At 69.6% G+C, this 16,606-nt stretch carries 15 protein-coding genes and 2 tRNA genes; 7 read left to right on the forward strand and 10 right to left on the reverse strand.

The window, feature by feature from the left end; all coding sequences use genetic code 11:
* Positions 1-89 precede the first annotated feature (89 nt).
* The 3 genes from AC0VYB_RS12680 to AC0VYB_RS12690 all read left to right on the forward strand — a co-directional run bounded on the left by AC0VYB_RS12680 (position 90) and on the right by AC0VYB_RS12690 (position 2,833).
* Positions 90-806 (forward strand): IclR family transcriptional regulator, encoded by a 717-nt coding sequence (locus tag AC0VYB_RS12680; RefSeq protein ID WP_009378215.1) that lies wholly within the window; start codon positions 90-92, stop codon positions 804-806.
* Between the two features lie 17 nt (positions 807-823).
* A complete protein-coding gene (locus tag AC0VYB_RS12685; RefSeq protein WP_475384733.1) occupies positions 824-1,750 on the forward strand; it encodes an aldose 1-epimerase family protein in 927 nt (308 codons plus the stop codon).
* Positions 1,751-1,945: 195 nt separating this feature from the next.
* On the forward strand, positions 1,946-2,833 hold the full coding sequence (locus tag AC0VYB_RS12690) for a DUF4282 domain-containing protein (protein ID WP_475384734.1): 888 nt from the start codon (positions 1,946-1,948) through the stop codon (positions 2,831-2,833).
* Between the two features lie 50 nt (positions 2,834-2,883).
* On the opposite strand, the gene AC0VYB_RS12695 is transcribed toward AC0VYB_RS12690, so the two are convergent.
* The 5 genes from AC0VYB_RS12695 to AC0VYB_RS12715 form a co-directional block, all read right to left on the reverse strand.
* A tRNA-Glu gene (locus AC0VYB_RS12695) sits at positions 2,884-2,956 on the reverse strand.
* 37 nt (positions 2,957-2,993) lie between these two features.
* Positions 2,994-3,065 (reverse strand) — tRNA-Gln (locus tag AC0VYB_RS12700).
* Between the two features lie 136 nt (positions 3,066-3,201).
* On the reverse strand, positions 3,202-4,440 hold the full coding sequence (locus AC0VYB_RS12705; RefSeq protein WP_475384735.1) for an alpha/beta fold hydrolase: 1,239 nt from the start codon (positions 4,438-4,440) through the stop codon (positions 3,202-3,204).
* A gap of 41 nt (positions 4,441-4,481) precedes the next feature.
* Entirely contained in the window at positions 4,482-5,948 is a 1,467-nt protein-coding gene (gene gltX, locus AC0VYB_RS12710; protein WP_278373344.1) for a glutamate--tRNA ligase, read from the reverse strand.
* Between the two features lie 64 nt (positions 5,949-6,012).
* Positions 6,013-6,819 carry a fumarylacetoacetate hydrolase family protein gene (locus AC0VYB_RS12715; protein WP_063249152.1) on the reverse strand — a complete coding sequence of 269 codons (807 nt, stop codon included), beginning with the start codon at positions 6,817-6,819 and terminating at the stop codon, positions 6,013-6,015.
* Positions 6,820-6,874: 55 nt separating this feature from the next.
* Here AC0VYB_RS12715 and AC0VYB_RS12720 point away from each other — a divergent pair, with 55 nt between their 5' ends.
* The 4 genes from AC0VYB_RS12720 to AC0VYB_RS12735 all read left to right on the forward strand — a co-directional run bounded on the left by AC0VYB_RS12720 (position 6,875) and on the right by AC0VYB_RS12735 (position 12,673).
* Positions 6,875-7,906, forward strand: a complete 1,032-nt coding sequence (locus tag AC0VYB_RS12720; RefSeq protein ID WP_171007083.1) for an FAD-dependent monooxygenase — start codon at positions 6,875-6,877, stop codon at positions 7,904-7,906.
* A 12-nt stretch (positions 7,907-7,918) separates the two neighbouring features.
* Positions 7,919-10,555: an ATP-dependent helicase HrpB gene (gene hrpB / locus AC0VYB_RS12725; RefSeq protein ID WP_137826283.1), complete on the forward strand. Its 2,637-nt coding sequence runs from the start codon at positions 7,919-7,921 to the stop codon at positions 10,553-10,555.
* Positions 10,556-10,644: 89 nt separating this feature from the next.
* Entirely contained in the window at positions 10,645-11,484 is an 840-nt protein-coding gene (locus AC0VYB_RS12730) for a 3-methyladenine DNA glycosylase (protein WP_137826303.1), read from the forward strand.
* A 109-nt stretch (positions 11,485-11,593) separates the two neighbouring features.
* Complete coding sequence (locus AC0VYB_RS12735; protein WP_278373343.1) at positions 11,594-12,673, forward strand: alcohol dehydrogenase catalytic domain-containing protein; 1,080 nt, start codon at positions 11,594-11,596, stop codon at positions 12,671-12,673.
* Positions 12,674-12,700: 27 nt separating this feature from the next.
* On the opposite strand, the gene AC0VYB_RS12740 is transcribed toward AC0VYB_RS12735, so the two are convergent.
* The 5 genes from AC0VYB_RS12740 to AC0VYB_RS12760 all read right to left on the reverse strand — a co-directional run bounded on the left by AC0VYB_RS12740 (position 12,701) and on the right by AC0VYB_RS12760 (position 16,546).
* Positions 12,701-13,279: a maltokinase N-terminal cap-like domain-containing protein gene (locus AC0VYB_RS12740; protein ID WP_101624806.1), complete on the reverse strand. Its 579-nt coding sequence runs from the start codon at positions 13,277-13,279 to the stop codon at positions 12,701-12,703.
* A 49-nt stretch (positions 13,280-13,328) separates the two neighbouring features.
* The gene (gene thyX, locus AC0VYB_RS12745) at positions 13,329-14,114 is read right to left on the reverse strand and encodes an FAD-dependent thymidylate synthase (protein WP_009378195.1); all 786 of its coding nucleotides are present in this window, start codon (positions 14,112-14,114) and stop codon (positions 13,329-13,331) included.
* A 110-nt stretch (positions 14,115-14,224) separates the two neighbouring features.
* Positions 14,225-14,662, reverse strand: a complete 438-nt coding sequence (locus AC0VYB_RS12750) for a hypothetical protein (protein ID WP_009378193.1) — start codon at positions 14,660-14,662, stop codon at positions 14,225-14,227.
* Positions 14,663-14,732: 70 nt separating this feature from the next.
* The gene (locus AC0VYB_RS12755; RefSeq protein WP_278373342.1) at positions 14,733-15,488 is read right to left on the reverse strand and encodes a Type 1 glutamine amidotransferase-like domain-containing protein; all 756 of its coding nucleotides are present in this window, start codon (positions 15,486-15,488) and stop codon (positions 14,733-14,735) included.
* Entirely contained in the window at positions 15,467-16,546 is a 1,080-nt protein-coding gene (locus tag AC0VYB_RS12760; RefSeq protein WP_278373341.1) for a lipoate--protein ligase family protein, read from the reverse strand. Before AC0VYB_RS12760 ends, AC0VYB_RS12755 begins: the two co-directional genes overlap by 22 nt.
* Positions 16,547-16,606: the final 60 nt, after the last annotated feature.

Consider the following 16,606-nt stretch of genomic DNA (forward strand, 5'->3'; position numbering starts at 1 on the left):
GCTCACCGATGGGTGTGGGCAGGAATCTACTCGCCCGTATCGCATTCCGAACTTGCATCTCGCTCAATGAGACGCGCACAATGGTGTCTATGACAAGCAATGGTAGCGGCGTCGGTGTCATCGACAAGGCCGCAATGGTTCTCTCCGCCCTCGAGGCCGGACCTGCGTCTCTGGCCGAGCTCGTCTCGCTCACAGGACTCGCTCGACCGACCGCTCACCGTCTCGCCGTCGCCCTCGAGTTCCACCGCATCGTCGGCCGTGACCTCCAGGGACGCTTCGTCCTCGGTCCGCGACTGGCCGAGCTCTCGTCTGCCGCCGGCGAGGATCGCCTCCTCGCCGCCGCCGGACCGGTGCTCGGGCAGCTGCGCGACCAGACCGGCGAATCGGCGCAGCTCTTCCGCCGCCAGGGCGATCTGCGCCTGTGCGTGGCCGCGGCCGAACGCCCCGTGGGTCTGCGCGACTCGGTGCCGATCGGGGCGACCCTGAGCATGCGGGCCGGGTCCGCCGCCCAGGTCCTCCTCGCATGGGAGGAGCCCGACCGTCTCCACACGGGCCTGCGGGGTGCGCGGTTCTCCGCGACCATGCTCTCCGGTGTCCGCCGCCGAGGCTGGGCGCAGTCGATCGCCGAACGCGAACGCGGCGTCGCCTCCGTCTCCGCCCCCGTGCGGGGTCCGAGCAACCGGGTCGTCGCCGCGGTCTCGATCTCCGGACCCGTCGACCGCCTCACTCGCCAGCCGGGCCGGCTCCACGCGAAGGCCGTCGTCGACGCCGCCCGGGCGCTCACCGAGGCCCTCGTCCGAGGCTGACGATATTCGGGAGCCGCATGACCGACCTCATCGACCTCGCCTATGGAACAAGCACTGCTGTCGTCTCCCCGGTCGGCGCGAGCCTGCGCGACTATACGGTTGCGGGACGACCCGTCGTCGTCGAGACGGGCACCTCCGACGGCGCGGTGCTCGCGCCGTGGCCCAACCGCATCGCCGACGGACGCTACGAGTTCGACGGCACAGTCCACCAGCTTCCGATCACCGAGCCGGCACGGAACACCGCTCTGCACGGGCTGGTCATCGACGTCGAATGGGACGTCGTCGAGGCGACGGAGACTTCGGTGACGCTCACGACGCACCTCTCCCCTTCACCCGGGTACCCGTTCCGATTCCTTCTCACCGTCCGCTACGACCTCGGCGAGGAGGGACTGCGGGTCCACGCGCGTGCTGAGAACATCGGCACCGAAGCAGCTCCGTTCGGCTTCGGCTTCCACCCGTGGTTCCATCCGGGAGGCGAGTACGTCGACGCCGCGCAACTGGTCATTCCCGCCGGAACCTGGCTCGTCCCCGATGAGCGCCTCATCCCCGTGGAATCGCGCCCGTTCGACGACGGTTCGGAGGTCCCTCTCGACCACGATGCGGAGATGTCCGATTGCCTCACATGCAAGGACTTCCGTGCCCTGCGCAGCGTGGGCGGGACGCAACTCGACGATGCGTTCGGTCAGCCGCGCCGAGACCCCGACGGCCGGTCGCGAGCGCGGCTCAGGGGTGCCGACGGCCGGGAAACGGTCATCGACATCGATTCGGGATTCCGCAACTGGCAGGTCTACACGGGCGATGAGCTCGACGACGGGCTCTCCCGCCGCGCGCTCGCGATCGAGCCGATGACCTGTCCGCCCAATGCCTTCGCGACCGGAGAAGACGTCGATGTCGTCGAGCCCGGCGGAACACTCGCGGTCGAGTGGGGCATCCGACTGGTCTGAGCCCGGTGCCTCTCCCGGTCCGCTCCCCTTCGGCATGCTCGCCTCGAATCGAACCTGTGTGTTCGCGTCGATGATCGGCGCGCTGTGACGGACGGCCAGCGGGCCGTGAGGATGCCCTGATAGATTGCGAAGACGCAGGTGGGCGGCGTCACATCGTCCATCTGGCAATCAGCACCGCCGAGAGAGAGGTCGACTATGACGACGTCCCCGCAAGACCCGAACCAGGACCCCAACCGCCCCGACACCCCGTCCGCCCAGCCGCAGGGCGATTCGCGGCAGCAACCGGGCGATTCGCGGCAGCAGCAGGGCGATTCGCCGTCGTCGCAGGGCGGGCCTGACCGCAGCCACGACCCGGCGGCCGCCTCATCGAACGAATCGGGACTGCCGACCGGCAGTCAGCCGGCGCAGCAGTACGGCAGTCAGCCGGTGCAGCAGTACGGCAGTCAGCCACAGTCCGGCAGCCCGTACGACGGCAGCGGGCAGTACGGCAGCCAGAACCTCGGCGATCAGTCGACAAGCAGTTACGGCCAGTCGGACGGCTACGGCCAGTCGGACGGCTACGCGCAGTCGGGCGTCCACGCGCAGTCGGGCGGCTACGGCCAGTCGGGCGGATACGGAGCACCCGGCCCCTACGGTCAGGCGGGGACGCACGGCCAGCATCAGCACTACGGCCAGGCGGGCGGGTACGGTCAGGCCGCACCCTACGGTCACGAGGCCGGCTACGGTCAGCCCGGTCAGTCCTCGGAGCCGGGATTCCTCAAGTCGCTCTTCGACTTCCGCTTCGAGAGCTTCGTCGCCGTGCGGTGGGCCGGGATCATCTACCTGCTCGCCATCATCGTCGCGGGCCTGTGGTGGTTGGGCACGATCCTCTCGGCCATCGGTCTGGGAGCGGCGGCGAACACCCCGACGATGTTCAACCCTGAGCCCTCGTTCAATGCGTGGCCGCTCGTCCTCACGATCGTCTTCGGCTGGATCGGGCCGGCCCTGTGGGTGATCTTCGTCCGTCTCGTCCTCGAGCTCATCGTCGCCAGCGTCAAGACCGCCGAGCACACGAAGCGCATCGCCGACTCATCCGGTCGGTGAGGATGAATAGAGTGAGCCCCGCACCGATGGATCGGTGCGGGGCTCAACCGTACCCCCGAGCAGATTCGAACTGCCGTTACCGCCTTGAGAGGGCGGCGTCCTAGGCCACTAGACGACGGGGGCCGATGAACAGATCCTCAGATCGCTCTGAAGCTGTCCGCTGGGGTACCAGGACTTGAACCTAGACTAAGTGAACCAGAATCACTCGTGCTGCCAATTACACCATACCCCACTGCTATGCGGGACTTCCCTGGAGGAATTCCCCTCAGCAACGAGATATAACTCTACACAGGCCCCTCCCCCGCCGCCAAATCCAAACCGTGTGACCTTCTTAACACCGCCGAGGCGGAGAGGGAGGACCGCCTCACTCACGCCCTCGCGAGCGCGATGAGTCGGTCGAGGACCCGGTAGCCGTCGACGCGCAGGCCGTTGTGCTCGTACTCGTTCGTCACCCACGGGCGCACGCCGTCCATGAGCTCGGCCGTGGCCAGAGAGTACTCGGCAGGGACGTAGGCGTCCTCGAAGTACACCGCAGCGGCCCCGCGCACGGTCGAGGCCCGCAGCGCGTCGACGTCGTAGAGCTTCGGCCACTCATAGGCGGCGACGACCTCGGCCACCTCGGCGAACGGTGCGAGCTCGGGATCCTCGGCGAAGGACTCAGGGCCGGCATGCTCGCCGGCGAGCAGGGTGGGATCGTCACGGACCTCCGCAGGCATCGCCCGCCTCGCCGCCCAGTTCGTCACGGTCCCGTCGGCCCAGCACGATTCGTGGACGACCGCGTACAGCGGGTTGCGTCCCGAGAACGGCAGGGCACCTGCGAGATCATTGCGCAGGCCGGAGGAGCCCGGATCGAGGTCGAGGAGGTAGTGGAGGGCCTCAGGTCCGTCGGAGGCGCCGAGGTGGTGCCCGAGGAGGCGCACCCGCTCGGTCGTCGCCCGTGCCCCGCCCGGCAGTGCGATGCCGCCGTCGGCTCCGGCGAGGCCCATGAGCGCGGCCATCCGGTCGCGATCGCCGGGGAAGTTCCGGTAGTGCTGCTCGGACTTGCGCATCATCTGCGCCCACGTCGCCCGATAGACGTCGACGGGATCGACCCCGATCGCGGGCAGCCCGCCGGTGAAGTAGGCCTCGGTGAGCGACTCCGAGTGCGCGGAGACGTAGCGCAGAGCGGTGAAACCGCCGAAGGACTGCCCGAGCACCGACCAGCGGTCGACGCCGAGTTCACGGCGCAGCGCCTCGGCGTCCTCGACGATCGAGTCCGCCCGGTAGCACGCGAGCACCTCGGCGATGGCCTCGGGATCGTCGCCGGCGATGTCGAGACCGGTGATCCGGCCCTCGACCGAGCCGATCGGACTCGACTTTCCGGTCCCCCGCTGGTCGAGCATGACCACCTGGAAGTCCTCGAGCGCCCGGGCCAGCCACGAGCCCTGTCCCACCGGAGTCGTCGGGCGAGGCGCCTCGAATCCGGGTCCGCCCTGGAGGAAGACGAGGTAGGGCTTGGAGCTCTCGGCCTCATCGGCGACGATCCGGGCGAAGACCTCGATCCTCGCAGAGGCCGCCGAGTCCGCGTCGAGCCGACCGAAATGGTCGAGCGGGACCTCGACGGTCACGTCACGGAGATGAAGGCCCCCGCGCTGCCATGGGTGGACGTTCACAGCTGCGCCGCCAGCGCGCGCAGACGGGTGAGCGAGGACTCCTTGCCGAGGATCTCGAGTGACTCGAACAGCGGCGGGGAGACGCGGCGCCCGGAGACGGCGACGCGCAGCGGGCCATAGGCCAGGCGCGGCTTGATCTCCATCTCGTTCACGAGCTTCTCCTCGAGCACGGCCTGGAGCCTCTCCGTCCTCCAGTCCTCGAGTCCCTCGAGGACCTCGATCGAGGCGGCGAGCACCTCGGGCGCGGAGTCCTTGAGCGTCTTGAGCCCGTCCTCGGACATCGTCAGCTCGGCATCGGGGGTGAAGAGGAAGGCGAGGAGGTCCGGGGCCTCGCCGAGGAGGTTCATCCGGGTCTGGACGAGCGGTGCCGCCTGGTCGAGGATCGCCAGCTGAGCGTCCGTCGGTTCGGCCGGGAGCACCTCGGCGGCCTGGAGGTAGGGGATGAGGCGGTCACGGAAGTCGTCCGGGGCGAGCATTCGGATGTGGTCGGCGTTGATCGCCGTCGCCTTCTTGATGTCGAAGCGCGCCGGGTTGGGCAGGACGTCGTGGATGTCGAAGGCCTGGGTGAACTCGTCGACGGTGAACACGTCGCGGTCAGGCCCGATCGACCAGCCGAGCAGCCCGAGGTAGTTGATGAGGCCTTCGGGGATGAAGCCGTGCTCGCGGTGGAGGAAGAGGTTCGACTCGGGGTCGCGCTTGGACAGCTTCTTGTTCCCCTGGCCCATGACGTAGGGCAGGTGGCCGAACTCGGGGGTCGCCTCGGCGATGCCGATGTCCTTGAGGGCTTCGTAGAGGACGATCTGGCGCGGGGTCGAGGAGAGGAGGTCCTCGCCGCGGAGCACATGGGTGATGCCCATGAGCGCATCGTCGACGGGGTTGACGAGCGTGTAGAGGGGTTGACCGTTCGCGCGGACGACGACGAAGTCGGGGATCGTGCCGGCCTTGAAGGTGATCTCGCCGCGGACGAGGTCGGTGAAGGTGATGTCGGTATCGGGCATGCGCACGCGCCACACGGGCTCACGGCCCTCGGCCCGGAACGCGGCGATCTGCTCGTCGGTGAGGTCGCGGTCGAAGCCGTCGTAGCCGAGCTTGGGGTCGCGGCCGGCGGCGGTGTGGCGGGCTTCGACCTCGTCGTTCGTCGAATAGGACTCGTAGATGTGTCCGGCGTCCTTGAGCTTCTCGATGACGCCTGCGTAGATGTCACCGCGCTCTGACTGCCGGTAGGGGCCGTCGGGTCCGCCGACCTCGATGCCCTCGTCCCAGTCGAGCCCGAGCCACTTCATCGCCTCGACGACCTGGGAGAAGCTCTCCTCGGAGTCGCGGGCGGCGTCGGTGTCCTCGATGCGGAAGACGAAGGTGCCGCCGGTGTGCTTGGCGTAGGCCCAGTTGAACAGGGCAGTGCGGACCATGCCGACGTGCGGCGTGCCGGTGGGCGAGGGACAGAAGCGGACTTTGACGGTCATGTGGTGATCGGCTCCAAGGAGTGGTGGTTTGTGTAGGTTTCGTGCAGGGGCGAGCAGGTTCGGCTCAGGCGTCCATGACGGGGTTGGAGAGCACTCCGAGACCGTCGATGGCGATGTCGACGCGGTCGCCGGCGACGATCCGACCGACCCCGGCGGGCGTGCCGGTGAGGATGACGTCGCCGGGCAGCAGCGTGATCGTCTCGGAGAGGTGCTCGATGATCGTCGGGATGTCGAAGATGAAGTCCGCGGTCGTCCCGTCCTGCTTGAGGTCACCATTGACCCACGAACGGATGCTCAGGTCGTCGACGTCGAGGTCGGTCTCGATCCACGGGCCCAGCGGGCACGAGGTGTCGAAGCCCTTGGCCCGGGTCCACTGCGTGTCCGACTTCTGCAGGTCGCGCAGGGTGACATCGTTCGCCGAGGTGTACCCGAGGACGTGGTCGAGTGCGTTCTCCGCCTTCACGCCCTTCGACACGCGTCCGATGATGACGGCGAGCTCGGCCTCGTAGGAGACGTACTCACTGATCGCGGGCAGGCGGATGGGGTCGCCGGGTCCGATGACCGAGGTGTTCGGCTTGAAGAACGTCACCGGGGTCACCGGCACCTCGTTGCCGAGTTCGGCGGCGTGGTCGGCGAAGTTCCGGCCGACGCCGATGACCTTCGATCGCGGCAGGATCGGCGAGAGGAGGCGCACGTCGTCGAACTTCAGCCGCTCCCCCGTCGACTGCGCGGGAGCGAAGAAGGGGTCGGAGTCGAGGACGGCGAGGCTGAGACCCGAGGTGTCCCACTGCCCGTTCTCGATCGGCGGAACCTCACCTTCGACGACTCCGTAGGCGGGTTCGTCCTTGTGCACAAATCTCGCAATACGCATGATGCCCAGTCTAGACGCCGAGTTCGCTTCGCTCGGGTCGCGGTATCGTGACGGCATGACGAGCGTGCGGATCATCGGCAGCGGAATCGCCGGGGCGACCCTGGCCGCCGCGCTCGACCGGCCCGAGTGGACGGTGACCGTCCACGAACGCGATCCGCAGGCGAGAGCCCTGGACACGGCGTTCGCCCTCTTTCCCTCCGCCATGACCGCCCTGCGCCGGGCAGGCCTGAGCACTGCGGTCGAAAAGTCGGGCGTCCGCGTCGACGAGGCGACGATCCGCAGCTCCGACGGTCGCCTCCTCGCCCGGCCGCCCCGCCTCGGCGCGCTGATGATCGGCCGCGCACAGCTCCACTCCCTCCTCACCGCCGCCCGACCGGCCTCGACACCCCTGCTCACCGGGGAGGTAGCCGACCCGACGACGCTTGCGGCCGATGTCCTCGTCGGCGCCGACGGTGCCCGCAGCGCGGTCCGATCCGGAGCCTGGGGAGGCCGAACCGCGCCTCGACGCCCTCCGCTCACGGTCATCCGCGGAGTCATCGACGCCGACCTCTCCGCCGGCGCCGTCACCGAGTACTGGGGCGATCGGATGCTCTTCGGCATCACCCCGCTGCCGGGGAACCGGACCAACTGGTTCACCGCCTTCCCCGAACGCCGGTTTGCGACCACGGCGGCAGGGCTCGACCATCTCCGCAGGGCGGCGCGGGTCTTCCCCTCCCCGGTCACCGCGGTCGTCGAGGCCGCAAGGACCGGGCAGACCGTGATCAGCGGCATCCACGTGTCTCGTCCCCTGCGGTCCTTCGTCCGTGGCCGGACCGTGCTCATCGGCGACTCCGCCCACGCGATGCAGCCGAACCTCGGCCGTGGGGCGTGCGAGTCGATCTGCGATGCCGTCACCCTCGCCGAACTCCTCAACGCCGACGAACCGGCGTCGGCGCTCGCACGCTACTCTCGCCGCCGCGTGGTGACTCCGCAGGTCATCCACTCGGGCGCGAGCGTCGCCTCGGGAGTGGCGTTGGCCGGTGGACCGGTCGGGCGCGTCCGTGACCGTGTCCTCTCAGCCCTCGCGCGGCTGGGCACTGCACCCTGAGAGACTGGGGGCATGGACTCCTTCGACCTGACGACGATCGGCGCCGACCTCCCGGCGGCTGAGCTCATCGATCGTCTTCCCGCCGAGGTGGCCGACCCCTTCCCGCGCCTCGTCGTCGAAGCCCCGCCCGGCACCGGCAAGACGACCCTCGTGCCCCCGCTCATCGCCGAGCATCTGCGCACCACCGCCGGACCCGACTCCGGCCGCATCGTCGTCACCCAGCCGCGACGGATGGCGGCCCGCGCTGCGGCGAGGCGGCTCGCGCACCTGACGGGGACCCGCCTCGGCGAGGACATCGGCTTCACGGTGCGCGGGGAGTCCACGGTCTCGGCACGCACCCGGATCGAGTTCGTCACCACGGGAGTGCTGCTGCGGCGGATGCTCGGCGATCCGGAGCTGCCAGGCGTCGCCGCGATCATCCTCGACGAAGTCCACGAACGCCACCTCGACACCGACCTCGTCTTCGCCATGAGCAGGGAACTCGTCGAGCTCCGTGACGACCTCAGCCTCGTCGTCATGTCCGCGACCCTCGATGCCCGCGATTGGGCGAGTCGTGTGGGTGCCCCGACCGACCCGGCACCGGTCCTCTCCGTCGCCGCGCAGACGCATCCGCTCGACGTCCGGTGGGCACCGGCTCCCGAACGCCCCCTCGACGCCCGTGGGGTGAGCCGGGCCTTCCTCGACCACCTCGCCCGCACGACTGTCCGTGCCCTCGAGGAGTCAGCAGGCGGCGACGTCCTCGTCTTCGCCCCTGGAGCTCGCGAGGTCGACGAGGTGGCCGACCGGATCCGCGGGCAGCTGTCCGGATCCGCGGCGTCCCTCGGTTCCGGGATGCCTGCCGTGAGCGTCCACACGCTCACCGGCCGCACCTCGTCGGCCGACCAGGACGCGATCCTCCGGCCCCGGAGCCCCGACGACAGTGAGCGCCGGGTCATCGTCACCACCTCGGTGGCGGAATCTGCGCTCACGGTGCCCGGCGTGAGCATCGTCGTCGATTCGGGGCTCGCCCGTGGTCCCCGCCTCGATACCAAGCGGCGGATGTCGGGGCTCGTGACGACCCGGGAATCGAAGGCTTCCGGTGTCCAGCGCTCGGGTCGCGCCGCCCGCCTCGGCCCCGGCGTCGTCTACCGGTGCCTGTCCGAGGCCGACTGGGCCTCCCTGCCTGAGCACACCCCGCCGGAGATCGCGACCGCCGACCTCACCTCGGCGGTCCTCGACCTCGCTTCCTGGGGCGGTGACACCGAGCTGCTGCCCGACCCGATGCCGCAGCACGCGTGGGCCCTGGCCGTGGACAACCTCGTCGGCCTCGGTGCCGTCGAGGTCGACACCAGTGATAGGACGCCCCCGGAGGCGCGGCGCGCCGACCTGCACGTCACCGACCTCGGGCGGGCGATCGCCCGGGTGCCGGCGTCCGTGTGGGCGGCACGCGGACTCCTCGACGGGGCGGCGATGCTCGGGGCCCGGGCCGCCGCCGAGGCGGTCGCCTCAGTCGAATCCGACCGCCGCTCCCCCGGCGCCGACCTCACCGCGGTGCTGCGCGACCTCCGTGCCTCCCGCGACCGGCGCTTCACCCAGGACGTCGACCGGTTCACCCGCATCGTCGGCGAGTACAGCGGCGGCGGCACGGCGGGTGAGCGCCTGCGACCGGAGGACCTCGGGCTCGTCGTCGCCCTCGCCTTCCCCCACCAGATCGCCCGAGCGCGCAACGGTGCCGATGCCGAGTATCTGCTCGCCTCCGGCACGGCAGCCGCGCTGCCGAGGAACTCTCCGCTCATGGGCAGCCCGTGGCTGGCGATCGCCGAGGTGGGTCTGTCAGGCGGGCGGCCGACGATCCGCTCGGCCGTCCCCATCGACGCGGACACGGCCGAACTCGCCGGGGCGGGACTGCTCGCCACGGAGGAGTCGGCGACGTTCACGGGAGGCAAGGTGCGTGCGGTCCGGCAGACCCGCCTCGGCGGGATCGCACTGACGTCGACGCCGATCACGGCGAGCCCGGAGCTCGCGCGGGAGGCGATCGCCCGCTCGATCGAGGACAAGGGTGCGCGGGAGGTGCTGCGGCCGAGTCCCGCCTTCGACCAGCTGCGGGCACGGCTCGGGCTGCTCCGCCACGTCATCGGACAGCCGTGGCCGGACGTGCGGTGGTCGCATCTCACTCACACTCTGCCCGACTGGTGTCCGGCGGCGCTCGATCATATGGCCCGCGGCGCGGACCCGGGCGCCGTCGACCTCGTCGGTGCGCTGCGCACGCTCCTGCCCTGGCCGGAGGCGGCCCGTCTCGACGAACTCGCCCCGGAGACGATCGAGGTGCCGAGCGGATCGCGGGTGCGCCTCGACTACCCCGATCCGGACGACGTCGGCGACGACGACTCCCCGCATGGGCCGGTCCTCGCCGTCAAACTCCAAGAGGTCTTCGGGTGGACCGAGGTCCCGCGGATCGCCGACGGTCGGGTGCCCGTCGTCCTCCACCTCCTCTCCCCCGCACGCCGGCCGCTGGCGGTGACGAGTGACCTCGCATCGTTCTGGGAGGGCGCGTACCCGCACGTGCGGGCGGAGAACCGCGGCCGCTATCCCAAGCACCCGTGGCCCGAGGATCCGCTCAGCGCTCCCGCGATGCGCGGAACGAAGCGGTCTGGGACAATGGAACAGTGACTCAGACTCTCCCCTCCGCACCGCCGGCCCCCGCAGCTGACGCTGTCGCCGGGCCCGGTTCGCGGTTGTCGGCTCCCGCGTGGCGGACGTTGCGCGAGGAGCACGAAGCGCAGGTCGCCGCCCGCACCGATGCGCACGTCGCCCGCCGGATGGCCGGGGAGAAGCACCCCGTCGAGGACTTCCTCTTCACGTACTACCCGTTCAAGGCCGGTCAGCTCGCGAAGTGGAATCCCGGAGCCGGGGTCCTCCTCGAGCTCGAGACCTCAGGCGACCGCGAGTACGTCGACCGTCGGTGGTATCGCACGGACGGCACCGTCGCCGAGGTGGACCTCGAGTCCTGGAGAGCCGACCGAGGCGAGGGGGCTCGGTTCATCGCCGCGCTTCTGTCCGCCACCCTCGATCGCGAAGCGAACCTCGGGTGCTTCGGCCTCCACGAATGGGCGATGGTCTATCGGATGAGCGAGGACGAACGCCGCCATCAGCAGGTGCCGCTGCGGCTGAGCTCCGCGGAGACCGACGCCGTCGTCGAACGCCACCGCATCCAGTGCTCCCACCACGATGCGTTCCGCTTCTTCACCGCCGCTGCCAGGCCGCGCAACACGCTCCAGCCGACACGTGAGGGCATGGTCGGCAACGAACAGCCGGGTTGCCTCCATGCGGGCATGGACCTCTACAAGTGGGCGATGAAGATCGGGCCGATCGCCCCGTCGCCGCTCGTCCTCGACTGCTTCGATCTCGCCCTCGACATCCGCACGCTCGACATGGAGGCCTCCCCCTACGATCTGCGCGGCTGGGGCTACGGAGTCGTCGCGATCGAGACCGCGGCAGGCAAGGCGGAGTACATGGAGCGCCAGCAGGCCTTCAGTCACCGTGCGCAGGCGCTGCGCCGGCGCCTCCTCGACGCACTGGCCGCCGCCGGCATCAGCTGAGGCCGACGGGGCTGGTGCACGCCCCTCCCGAACGGCGCGCACCCCGGTCGGCACCGCACCTCCCGGACGGCGCGCACAGCCGCGGGGACTCGCGGCTATCATCGGCGGCATGCGCGTCATCGTCTACGACCGCTTCTCCACACCGCCGCAGCTTGCCGACATCCCTGCACCGACGGCTCCCGACCACGGGGTCGTCATCGACGTCGACGCCACAGGCGTCTGCCGCAGCGATCATCATGCCTGGTCAGGACACGATGAGACGGTGAGCCTGCCGCACGTGCCCGGGCATGAGCTCGTCGGGCGGATTGCCTCGGCGGGGCCGGCGGTCGAGAGATTCCACGTCGGTGAGCGGGTGACGGTGCCCTTCGTGTGCGGGTGCGGGACGTGCCGGTGGTGCCGCTCCGGCAACGCCCACGTCTGCCCGAACCAGACGCAGCCGGGCTTCACGCACTTCGGGTCGTGGGCGGATCAGGTCGTCATCCATCACGCCGACGCCAATCTCGTCGCCGTGCCCGAAGAGCTGCCGGACTCCGCACTCGTCGGGCTCGGGTGCCGCTTCGCCACGGCCTTCCACGGACTGCGGGTCCGCGCCGAGCTGCAGGCCGGTGAGACCGTGGCCGTGTTCGGCTGCGGCGGGGTGGGTCTCTCGACGATCATGATCGCCCGCGCGATCGGGGCACAGGTCATCGCAGTCGACATCAGCGATGCCGCCCTCGACCGGGCCCGGGACCTCGGAGCGAGCCGGACGGTCAGCGCACGCGGCCTGGGACCCGGGGAACTCGCCGAGGCTGTCGTCCGGGCCGCCGAGGCTGTCGAGCCGGCTGCCGACCGTCCGGGCGGGGTTGCCGTGACCGTCGATGCCCTGGGACGGCAGGACACGATCACCTCGGCGATCGCCTCCCTCGGCCCATTGGGCAGGCATGTGCAGATCGGGCTGCTCGACGGCGAGCCCGTCATCGACGTGCCCCGCGTCATCGCGCTCGAGCTGAGCATCCTCGGCTCCCACGGCATGGCCGCCGCCGGCTACCCCGAGCTCGTCGCCCTCGTCGCCTCCGGCGATCTGCGGCCGCAGGATCTCGTCACCACGACGATCGGTCTCGACCAGGCACCGCAGGCGATGCTCGATATGGATGAGGCCGGCGCGGCGACGGCTGGGATGACGATCATCGACCTCGGTCTCGGCCGCTGACCAGCGGCTCACGCCAACCGGCCGAGCTCACTCCATGACCGCGAGCACGACCGAATGGTCCTGACCGGGCCAGCGTCCGAGCAGGAGACCGGATTCGGTGCCCTCGAGCGGCGAGTCGAGTGTGAGCTCGGTGATGAGGTCGACGTCGCCGGCACCGGCCAGCGGGCCCGTGCCGTGGACGTGGGCGACGTCAGTGATCTCCTCGACGCGCTCGCCCGCGTCGTCGACGAGGTACTGCTTCGCCGAGGTGCCCGCGGTGGCGATCGTCGCGTCAAGGCGGCGCCGGAACAGGGGATCGCCCATGCCCGCGTACACCCAGCGCGTGCCGAGGACCGAATGCTCCATCGTCGTGATGAGGGCATCGGCGGCACCGTCGAGGGGCTCACCGCGGTACGTCAGCGGCACCTGGAACGTGCGACCGCCGCTCGAGACGATGTGGACCTCGAGCCCGACCTCACCGGCGGGGTCGTCGAACCGATAGGCGGTGACCTTCTGCAGCGGCTCACGCTCGAGGTCGAGGTCGGACGCCCAGTCCTGCGCGGCCACCCACTCCGTGATGACCTCGAGTTTGCCGGGGCTGAGCTCGGCGTCGAAGATGTCAGCCATGGTGTGCCCTTTCGTGGGTGGCGCGGGTGCGGGGCCGGCGGTGCGGTGGTCAGGCCTTTCGGGTGCCGGGGATCCACTCCCCGTCGACGATCTCGTAGTCGGAGAAGATCGCCGGAGCCTCGGTCTGCATGATCTCACCGATCTTGTTGAACACGAGGCGGATCTCCTCCTCGGCGCCCTTCGCGGTGCGCATCTCGATGACGTGGCGCAGGGAGCGGAGGTTCGCGGTGTAGACGATGCCGGTGGCCAGGCCTTCGGGGGCGAAGCGGCGCATGAACGAGGTCATGTGCTTCTTGTGCGCGAACTTCGTGCCCTCTTCGTCGAGGCCGAAGTGCTCGGCCATCCACTTCTGATGCTCTTCGAGGGTGTCGAGGACGGCGAGCGAGCGCTCCATGAGCTCGGGATCCTCACGGGCCCAGTCGGGGAACCAGAACGGGATGTCGGCGAGGCGGACGTAGCGCAGGGACTCCTGCGAGAACGCGGAGCCGGCACGGTGGCGGATGAGCTCGTGGGTGAGGACACGGGAGACGTTGTGGAGGACGAACGTGAAGTTCGCATGCTCGAGCACCGACCCGTGCTGGGAGGAGATGACGTTGCCGAGGTAGGACGCCGAATCGGTGCGCACACGGGAGACATTCGGATTGAGGCCCGGCTCCCACGAGCGGTAGCACATGCGTCCGGAGAACTCGAGGAGGTCCTCGGCGTCCGGGGACTCCGCGGCTTCGACCCTGTCCGCCCACGAGGTGCCTCCGACTTCGTCGAGGTACGTCCTCATCGCCTCCCAATCGATGCTGGGCTTGGCGAGCAGTTCAACGGACGGTTCGACCTGGCGCATGTCTCTCCTTGGAGGTTCGGGACGCTGTGGTTCCCAATCCTACAGAGTGTCGGGGTCGGGGAGGACGGGGTGCTCACGCTCGCGGGCGCCGGGCCCGGTCTGCCGGTCGCTCAGGCCTCCGGGCCGTCCTGATCCCGCCCGATCTCCGTCCGATTCCTCCGATAGAGGACGGTGAGCAGGATCGCCCCGCCGCCGAAGAAGACGACCCCGACAGCGGCGACGACGGTGAGCGCCGTCGGCGCCACGATCGTCGACTCGATCGCCATCCCCGCAATGGCGAGGGCGACGATCACCGCGCACGCGACGGCGAAGGCCGAGCTGCCGGCGATCGCGAGCAGCAGACTCGAGCGCAGGCTCATCGACGGCAGCCGCATGAATCCGGCGAGCAGGCATCCACCGAAGAAGAGGACGACGAGGATGGCGACGAGCTCGCCGGTCAGGAGCATGCCCATACCGATGAGGACGAACATCGCGGAGACGACGATGAGGAGGATCGCGCTGCGTCGTTCGCTGCGGATGCGCCGTTCCTCACGACTGAGCCTGGCCATGGTTCGCCTCCCTGAGTCCTCGCGCCCAGCATAGCGGCACCGGCGACCTGCGGTCGGCGCTCTCGTCGCCTCAGGTGAGCAGCGTCGACTCGACCGTAGTCTCCGTCTCACCCTCGACGAGGTGGACACGAGCGAGGGGGTCTTCGGTGACCACCGAGGCGAGCGCACCGTCGGTGAAGACGGCGGCAGCACCGTCGTCGAGTCCGAATCCCGGGCCCGGCAGGGTCCCGTCGGCGATCCACGTCCGGAATGTCTCGGCGCGACCCGCTTCGCCGTGATGGTGCGGGCAGGCGCTGCCTGGGAGGAAGCCGAGGCCGTCCCGGAGCGGTGCGAGGGGCCCGAAGGAGTCAGTCGACGAGGTCTCGAACCAGCAGTTCACGCCGGCGCTGATGCCGGCGAGGATCGTGCCGGTGGCCGCGGCTCGCCGCAGAACGTCGTCGACGCCGTGCGTGCGCCACAGAGCGAGGAGGTTGACCGTCGATCCTCCGCCGACGTAGACGAGGTCCATCTCCGCGAGCATCTCCGGCTCCCGGTATCCCCAGGGGCTCTGTCCGAAGAGGGAGAGCACATGCGTCTGGGCGCGACCGGTGAAGGCGGCCTCGAAGCGCTCGATGTAGTCGCGGCTGTCGCCGGAGGCGGTCGGGACGAAGCACACGCGCGGCAGTGCCGGACTGTGAGGCTGAGCCGCTGCCACCCGACGACCCGCGCGGTCGAGCAGCCAGTCGTCGATGGCTGACTCTCCGGTCTCCGACATCGAGAAGCCGCCTCCGCCGAGGGTGACGATCGTGCCGCGGAACGCCCCGATCACGGAACCCGGTGCGTCCATGCCTCAGTGCCGAACTTCTCCGCGACGAGCTTGCGGGCGCGGTCGAGCTCGGCTTCGGTGTAGGTGTCCTCAGTGGCACCGTAGCGGTCGATGAACGTCGTCGCCATGGTCTCGATGATGTCGGTGCGGGTCTCACCGGTCTGGCTGCGCAGCGGGTCGACGCGCTTCTTCGCACTCGCAACGCCTTTGTCGGAGATCTTCGCCTGACCGATGCGGAGGATCTCGACCATCTTGTCGGCATCGATGTCGTAGCTCATCGTCGCGTGGTGGAGCAGCGTGCCGTCGCGCAGGCGCTTCTGTGCGGCCCCGCCGATCTTGCCCTCGGTCGAGGAGATGTCGTTGATCGGTTTGTAGAAGGCCTCGACCCCGAGGCTGCGCAGAGCCGCGAGCACCCATTGGTCGAGGAAGACGTAGGACTCCTGGTAGTCGAGGCCGGCAACAAGCGACGGCGGGACGAACATCGAATACGTGATGCAGTTGCCGCCCTCCATGAACATCGCTCCCCCACCGGAGATGCGGCGGACGACCTCGACGCCGTACTTCTCGACGCCTTCGGGGCGGATCTCGTTGACGTAGGACTGGAACGCGCCGATGACGGTGGCGGTGTCGTCCCATTCCCAGAACCGCAGGGTGGGCCGGCGCCTGCCCGCGGAGACCTCTTCGAGGAGCACCTGGTCGAGGGCGACGTTGAGGTGCGTCGGCAGGACTTCGCCGCGGATGATCTGCCAGTCGAAGTCGGTGAAGTCCGCGGCCGCTCCGAGGGCCCGACGCACTGCTGTGGCGACGTCCGCGGTGGAGAACCCGTGCATGGCGAGTTCGGAGCCGTACGTCGCGAGCGCTGCGTCGAGACGTTCGCGCAACTGCGCATTGTCGGCGGTGACGTCGGCGCCGACGAGGGCCGGTGCGAGATCGAAGTAGGCGTCCTCGGGTTCGAGGAAGAAGTCGCCGGAGATCGTGGCCCCGGTGATGGTCTGTCCGTCGGTCTCGACGTCGGCGACGACGAGTTTGCCGCCGATGACCTTGTACTCCGCGTGGAAGCGCTGCGTCTCATTCGTCATGGCTCCACGCTACGCCGCCGCACAGGCCCCTGCCAGTGAGTCCCCTCACCTCTGCAGGGG

This window comes from Brevibacterium sp. Z349TD_9 (genome assembly GCF_056173565.1).

What these genes read in the sequence shown, in the direction of transcription:
- AC0VYB_RS12680 (WP_009378215.1), top strand. Translation starts at nt 90, where the DNA reads ATGACAAGCAATGGTAGCGGCGTCGGTGTCATCGACAAGGCCGCAATG.
- AC0VYB_RS12685 (WP_475384733.1), top strand. Translation starts at nt 824, where the DNA reads ATGACCGACCTCATCGACCTCGCCTATGGAACAAGCACTGCTGTCGTC.
- AC0VYB_RS12690 (WP_475384734.1), top strand. Translation starts at nt 1,946, where the DNA reads ATGACGACGTCCCCGCAAGACCCGAACCAGGACCCCAACCGCCCCGAC.
- gltX (WP_278373344.1), bottom strand. Translation starts at nt 5,948, where the DNA reads ATGACCGTCAAAGTCCGCTTCTGTCCCTCGCCCACCGGCACGCCGCAC.
- AC0VYB_RS12715 (WP_063249152.1), bottom strand. Translation starts at nt 6,819, where the DNA reads ATGCGTATTGCGAGATTTGTGCACAAGGACGAACCCGCCTACGGAGTC.
- AC0VYB_RS12720 (WP_171007083.1), top strand. Translation starts at nt 6,875, where the DNA reads ATGACGAGCGTGCGGATCATCGGCAGCGGAATCGCCGGGGCGACCCTG.
- hrpB (WP_137826283.1), top strand. Translation starts at nt 7,919, where the DNA reads ATGGACTCCTTCGACCTGACGACGATCGGCGCCGACCTCCCGGCGGCT.
- AC0VYB_RS12735 (WP_278373343.1), top strand. Translation starts at nt 11,594, where the DNA reads ATGCGCGTCATCGTCTACGACCGCTTCTCCACACCGCCGCAGCTTGCC.
- AC0VYB_RS12740 (WP_101624806.1), bottom strand. Translation starts at nt 13,279, where the DNA reads ATGGCTGACATCTTCGACGCCGAGCTCAGCCCCGGCAAACTCGAGGTC.
- thyX (WP_009378195.1), bottom strand. Translation starts at nt 14,114, where the DNA reads ATGCGCCAGGTCGAACCGTCCGTTGAACTGCTCGCCAAGCCCAGCATC.
- AC0VYB_RS12750 (WP_009378193.1), bottom strand. Translation starts at nt 14,662, where the DNA reads ATGGCCAGGCTCAGTCGTGAGGAACGGCGCATCCGCAGCGAACGACGC.
- AC0VYB_RS12755 (WP_278373342.1), bottom strand. Translation starts at nt 15,488, where the DNA reads ATGGACGCACCGGGTTCCGTGATCGGGGCGTTCCGCGGCACGATCGTC.
- AC0VYB_RS12760 (WP_278373341.1), bottom strand. Translation starts at nt 16,546, where the DNA reads ATGACGAATGAGACGCAGCGCTTCCACGCGGAGTACAAGGTCATCGGC.